2 protein-coding genes are annotated in these 6,600 nt (G+C 57.8%); both read left to right on the top strand.

From position 1 onward, the window contains the following. On the top strand, window positions 1-1,704 hold a 1,704-nt coding region (locus tag ACP7BN_RS23435; protein WP_426206290.1), incomplete at its 5' end, for a hypothetical protein. Between the two features lie 212 nt (window positions 1,705-1,916). Further along, entirely contained in the window at window positions 1,917-6,593 is a 4,677-nt protein-coding gene (locus ACP7BN_RS23430; protein ID WP_426206289.1) for a Tc toxin subunit A, read from the top strand. The last annotated feature ends 7 nt before the right edge of the window (window positions 6,594-6,600 follow it).

The following is a 6,600-nucleotide window of genomic DNA, read 5'->3' as shown; positions in this document are numbered from 1 at the left end:
GTGGTGGTGAAGTTTGGCGTACCGATAGCGACCATCACTGTGCCGGCAGAGGGCGGCACGACCACGCGTACATCGGATTTCAGCGGCTCAACGACTGCGCTTGGCGATTCTATCGAGTTCTGGCGCGGGAACACGCTGCTTGCCAAAGATATTCGAATTACCAATGGAACCTGGATGGCGAAGGGGATAAAGCTGGACGTGGGGCGTGATCAAAAGATAGATGTTCTCGTTCGGCAGGACGCTCATCAGAGCGAAGCGATTACTCGCACCGTGACGGTGGTCCCCGAGAAACTGATATTCGATGCGCCTCAGAACGGTCAAAACATCAGTGCTCAGATGTGGTTCTCAGGGGCGGGTGCGTTCCCGGGCGACAATGTCATCCTCAAGCGGGTGGGGGCGAATCACAACTTTACTCCCGTGCCAGTGAATGCGTTCGGTCAGTGGGCGACGCGGTTGCAACACAATATGGTCGCGACCGACAAGATCACCGCTTTCGCCCGAGCCGGTGCGGGGCTGGATTCTGCATTGGCTGACCAGATCACACCGAAATTGCTCTACACCACCGCCCCCCACTTCACCGAACCTCAGGCCGGCGACAGGACTGGCACCAAGCCGATTTGCAAAGGACTGGCCAGAGCAGGATCGACGGTTACCGTTGCTCAGTGGTTCAACGGCGCGAGCGTGCTGGCGACAACCGTGGCCGACGCCGATGGCCGTTGGGAGGTGCAAAGCACAGTGGCGTTGCCGGCTGGGGCGAATTGGATGCAGGCGCGCGATACGTTGGCCGGTCAACACTCCGAGTGGCGCAGGAGTGAGTATTTTGAGGTCAGGCCTGTATCCAGCAAATTCACTGCACCCACTGCCAATTTCCCGCGCAGAGGGCAGGATGTAAGCCTGTCACCAGCGATCTCCGGTAGAGGACTGTCGGGTGCTGTGGTTCATGTCTACAAGTCCGGAGCTGGAAACTCTCCATTAGGCACGTTCTTGGTGGGGCGTAACGGAACCTGGGAGGGGAGCCTGACAACGGTACTCCCGCTAGGGACGATAATATTTGAGACGCTGCAAGTTCGCGATGGTGCTAATTCCGAATGGACGCTGCCAGGAGCGCTCACGGTGAACGTTGTCGATGTGAAGGGGCGTCTTGGGACACCGGTGATCAGTGAACCCCTACACGATACGGTCACGTTACTGGAGCCAAACCCGAAGCTTGCCGGTAGAGGCTTTCCCGGTGCTTTGATTAAAGTCTATCTCGATAACGCCCAAACCATCATTGCCGAGACGCGTGTGAAGGCCGACGGCCAATGGGAAACCCGCTGCGACAGAGTTCTGGCGGCGGGAGCTCACAAGCTTTCGGCGCACCACGAACTCGATGGCGGCTCCGCTGGGTCCGGCTTTTGGGTCGACTTCAAGATCGGGCCCCAACCGCTGCCCCCGCTCATTACCAACATCCCTCTAGATGGTGACGTTCCGCATAATCTCGTACTGGAAGGCAAGGCTATGCCGGGCGCCAGGGTTAATCTTTATAAACACGGAATTCCTACCGTAATCGGAACCGGTATCGCCGATAAAGACGGAGTCTGGACGATAAAGTTGTATAACTTGCCGCTCGGTGAATTCATATTCAACGGAAAGACGGTGCATGGCACAGTGGAGTCGGGGTGGATGGCATCAGTGTTAGCAGTCAGCATACACAACTTCGGCTGACCATCGAGTCCTCCGATAACAGGCCCTCCCTCGAGGGCCTTTTTTTTGCTCGGGCGTGACCATCAAATAATAAAAACCCGACCAGCGGTCATAAAACCTGTCAGATCTGACAGTAGCCCCCTTCTGAAAATCAGCGCTAAATCAACGTGAAACGACAAACGCCCAGGCTCGCGTCCGTGGCCTTTGTTTTGCGTTCAAGAGGAAGTGTCTGAATGAAAGCATCGCAGAAGAGAGCCGTTGATCAATTGGTCAGGGCTGTATTGTTGCAAGGCAAAAAACGCCTGACGGTGCCGCGCAAGCTGGATGACTATCTCAAAACATCTCCCAGCGTGTTCGACGTGATCAAGCTCAGCGAAATCGAGCTGCAGAAATTCAATCTGACGCCCGCGCAAGCCAGGACCCTGTTGACCCGTGGCAGAGCGCTGGCGCTGAAGATCACCCGGATGTACCGCCAGCAGGAACTGCGTGCGGCGCCGCAATCGAGCGAAACACTGGTGGGAACGCTGCCGACCTACGATCAGATGTTCAACCCCACTGTCCACAAGGCGGCGCCACAAGGCAGCCCCGAGCACAAAGCCTCGACCACCGCTTATCTGCTCAGCCTGCGTGAATTTTTACGTGACTCGATCGAGTCCCACAAAGGTGATGGCGCCATTACGCTGGAGGAGCGCCGGCCAGATGTTGATCGGCTGTTGATTGATACTGCGGCGATCAACGAGGTGAAGTCCCGCGTCGACATCCACACCGGGATACTTGAAGAGATCCTCAAGAGCCAACTGCCCGAGCAGTATTCCACGCTCAAGGAGTTTCTCGGGCTGACACGTGTGGGCATGAGCATGCCCTACGAGGTGGATGCGATCGAGATATGGCATGTCGTGGCCCAAGTGGTGGAAAACGGCTCGCTAGGCACAATCGTTCGCTGGCTGGACGCCGATTTCCCTTATTTCACGCGTCCGGGTGGACGGGGGGCACGTGACCACATGGCCTGGCAACTGACCCTGAAAATGGGCCCGGAAGCCACAGCAATACAGCTGGGAAGCCCAGTGTTTCCATTGACCGCTGATCGGGCGCAGAGGTCTTTGCAAAGGGTCGATCCGCGCACGGGGTGCATTGATGCGGATCCGCAAAAAGCGCTCGACAACTTTTATCCGGATCACTATGGCAAGTTCATCATCGCTCTGCCGAGCCTGCAACGCTTGTGGCTGTTCAAGGGGGCCACGAGCCTCGATCAAGAGGGGGTGGACCGAGCGTTGGCGTGGGGTAGATTTCAGCCAAAACGGTCGGCTAACGTCCCCTCGATTGGCAGCCCTGGCGAGCTACTGACCGGTGAGACAGCCGGGGCACGTTACATCAATGGCGGAGAGAAACCGGCGATCGCGCACCAAACCGCAGTGATCGATGAACAGCATTTGCTGACGAATATCGGTGAGGCCCCGGCGACTCGGCTTGAAAATCGAACCGATCGTATCCAGCGCAAGCTGCGTCTGGATGAGATCATGCAATCACGCAGTCATGAGGTGGACAAGATGCTGATTGCCGCGATGAATGCCGAGCACCGCGGCGGGGCCAGTTCGTCCCTGTGGATCCGCCCCGGCACCCTGAGCTGCCTGGGACTGTTCTGGGAGCTGATCAATACTCACGGTTGCACCGCCGACGAGTGCGCCGCGCTGGTGGATGTGCTGTCGGTCTATGGCCAGAATGGAGAACGCCCGTTCTTTGATCAGGTTTACAACAAAGACCCACTCGTTGATGACGCCCTGATCATCAATGGTCGCCAGTTGGCAATTATTCCGGTCACCGCCGATGAGCAGCACATGGTGAACCTGATCCGCTCGGCGCTCGCTATCAACGGTGAAACCTACCGCTATCTGAGCACCATCATCGCCGAGGCCAAAGGAAAAACGACTTCCCTGGATTGCGATCTGCCTACGCTCACGGCGTTGTGGCGGCTGGTGTGGCTGGCTCGCATCAGCGGCCTGACACCGATCGAATACACGGCGCTGGCGCAAACCCTGGGCCTGACGGTTCAACTGGCGGCGGAGCCGGTGGTGTCCAATGCGGGTACCACGAACGGTGCGGATGTGTTGAGCGCAATTGATGCGCTGATGACCTGCGCACAGTGGGCCAGTGACTACGGTTTGTCGGCGTTGTGGTTGGTGCAGAACATCAATCCGCTTGTTGTCCCCACCGTATGGACCGAAAAACAGGACCAGTTTCTCCGGCAGTTGGCGAGCCAGGCACAGTCGGTGCTGCTGCAATCGGCAACACTGCTGGCCGCAGGCGCACCCGCACGTCACCCCAAAACCGAACAACTCATCGAATGGATACCGCTGCTGGAGGAGCTGGTGGACGATGACGGGGTGGTGAGAGGCGAGTACGACCAGACCGAAGAGCAATATCAGGCGTACGCCGGTGAAAAATGCGCCGCCATTGCATACGAGATTTATCCGGATCCTGATCCCGTGACTACGGCGAGCAGGGAAGCTTTGACGGCGCTGCTGCTATCGATTGTTCTGCGTTGCCGGGATGAACAACGCGCACTGGTTAAAGAAAACCTGGCGCACTATCTGGGTATCAATTCACTTCTGACCGGTGAGGTCCTGACCTGGGCTGAGGGACACCCCTACAGGTTTTTGGCACAGGCGCTGAGCATGCCGGAAGCGCGCGAGCGCTGGACCGTCAGGGCGGCGATGGACGAACCGGATCAGTTCCTGCGAATGCTTGGCGAAGTCGAGCGCCGCGCGCGGATCGCCGACAGGCTCAACCTGAGTCCAACGCTGTTGGAAATGGTCCTGGCAGGCGAAAACTATCAGTGGTTCAGCCTGGATAGTCGCCACGAAATCTCGATCAACAGCCTTTATTACCTGGCGCTGTTCGGTCGTATGGTGGAGCAGGCCGGGGAATCCGAAGAAAAGCTGCTCGACTATCTCGCTGCGGTTAATCTTATCGATCCGGGCCTGAGCGAAGATGCGCGCCGACTGGTGCGCGATGCGGCTGCCGACAAACTCGCGCGGTTCTTCGGCTGCGGCATCACGCACGTGCTGACAGTTGTGCGCCATCTCAAGGGCGACGTCCAGGACAGCGACCAGTTGCCACTGCTGCAAACGCTACGAGAACTTGATGTGTTGCTGCGCACGCTTGATCTGGCGAGCAAGGGACTGGATGCCACGGCTTCGGTCAGCCTTGGCAATCTGAATTCGCTGGATAGCCAGGCGCAATACGCAAATGCCGCGAAGCATTCGCTGGAAAGCTACCAGCGTTTCACTGAGTCGAAAACGCAACCGGAAACGGGCGAGGCTGGCCAGAGCTACACAACGGTGTGCAAGGTCGACAACCGGTATCTGATCGCCAAAATGCCCTTGGAGGTCGCAGAATTTGAGCTGCACTTACGCGACTTCAACGGCCGTCCCCTCAAGGGCGTGCCGATTCAGTTCAATACCGATCTGGGCGTCATCCTCACCCCCGAAGTCAAGACAGATGACCAGGGGCGGGCGGTCGCGCATTTGCACGCCGGGAAAACGATGGGCGCGGCCCATGTGTTTTACAACCTGCTGCTCAGCGATCCGGTGCACGGTCCCACGGTAACAATCGGTCCTGATATGGATTCCCTGAGATTCGACCCCGAGCGCAGCTCGAGACTCAAGACAATTCCACCGCTTCGTGCAGGCAAGTTGGAAGAAATCAGGTTGTTCGCCCAGTTAAACGACGGTTACAACAACCTGGTCAGCAATTTTCCGGTGGAGTGGCGGACCACGCGCGGGGAAATACGCCCACGCCAGACGGTCACGGACAAGGATGGGATAAGTTCCGTGTGGGTATCAAGCCTGTCTGCGGGCACAGCCGAGTATTCCGTCGGCCTGATCGATGGCTCCCATGTCATGAGCTTTGCTGATGAGCTCACGTTCAAGGACACACCACAGATTGCTGGTATCCCATTTGTTACCACCGTGGCGATGGCTGGCGAAAAGTTGCTGGTGAGGTGCAAGGTAGCCGGTCTCGATGGGGAGCCTGTGGAGCGTGCGGTGGTTTCATGGTGGACGGAGCCTGCGACGACGGCAGAAGATGTGCCCACCGATCCAGCAGGGGTCTCCTTGTTTACCGTGTCCAGCCCTGTAGCCGGCCCGCTGACAATCTTCGCCATATTGGGTAGGGATCCCCGCGTCGAACTCACTGTCGAGGTGTTCGACCACGCAGTGATCAACGCTTTCCTGGCTAAACCGCCGATTGCGGTAATCGGTGCAAGCCGAACCCTTGTGTGGCTGGATGTGGCGAATAAGTCTGGTCCGGATGGCACCCTCATCGAGCATTATCCGGTCAAGTGGGAAGACGATTCACGTCCCGGTGTCATCGAGACCGTCCTCACCGATAAGCAAGGTCGTTCGGTCTATCCATTCGAGGCGAAAGCGGTCGGTACGTACACCTTGACCGCGACCCTTCAATATCATCCGACCGAGGTGAAAACCTTCACGGTTGAAGCCATCAAAGCCTTTGGATGGACCGTCAATCTGTTCACTTTGAGACCCGGCGGTGGCGAGGACCGTATGCAGATCCTGCCTCTCGGGCCGGGTCGCCTCGATCTGCTCCGAGGCATGCAATACCGGATTGAATTCACGCCCGATGATGCCGCCTATCTCCATGAAAGTATCGGCGCTGGGGGATGGAGTTCCCAGTACTCAACCAAAGCACTGGCCATGGTCTTCAATCCGCCAATGGCCCAGCGCTTTGCTTACGATCAAGCCAAACCTCACGTCATGAACCTCGTGACGGGTGACGTGCGCAACGGCGATTTCCAGATCAGTTTGCATGCCGATCCGCTACCCCTCCCCCTGGTGCTTCCAGGAAGCCTGAGAAAGCGACCGCTCACGCGTCGCACACCGAAAAAATCTTGAGTTGACC

The sequence above is a fragment of the Pseudomonas sp. TWP3-1 genome, from assembly GCF_049896625.1.
Classification (GTDB): Bacteria; Pseudomonadota; Gammaproteobacteria; order Pseudomonadales; family Pseudomonadaceae; genus Aquipseudomonas.
The sequence above is the reverse complement of the archived record's forward strand: the minus strand, read 5'-3'. Positions and strand labels throughout refer to the sequence as shown.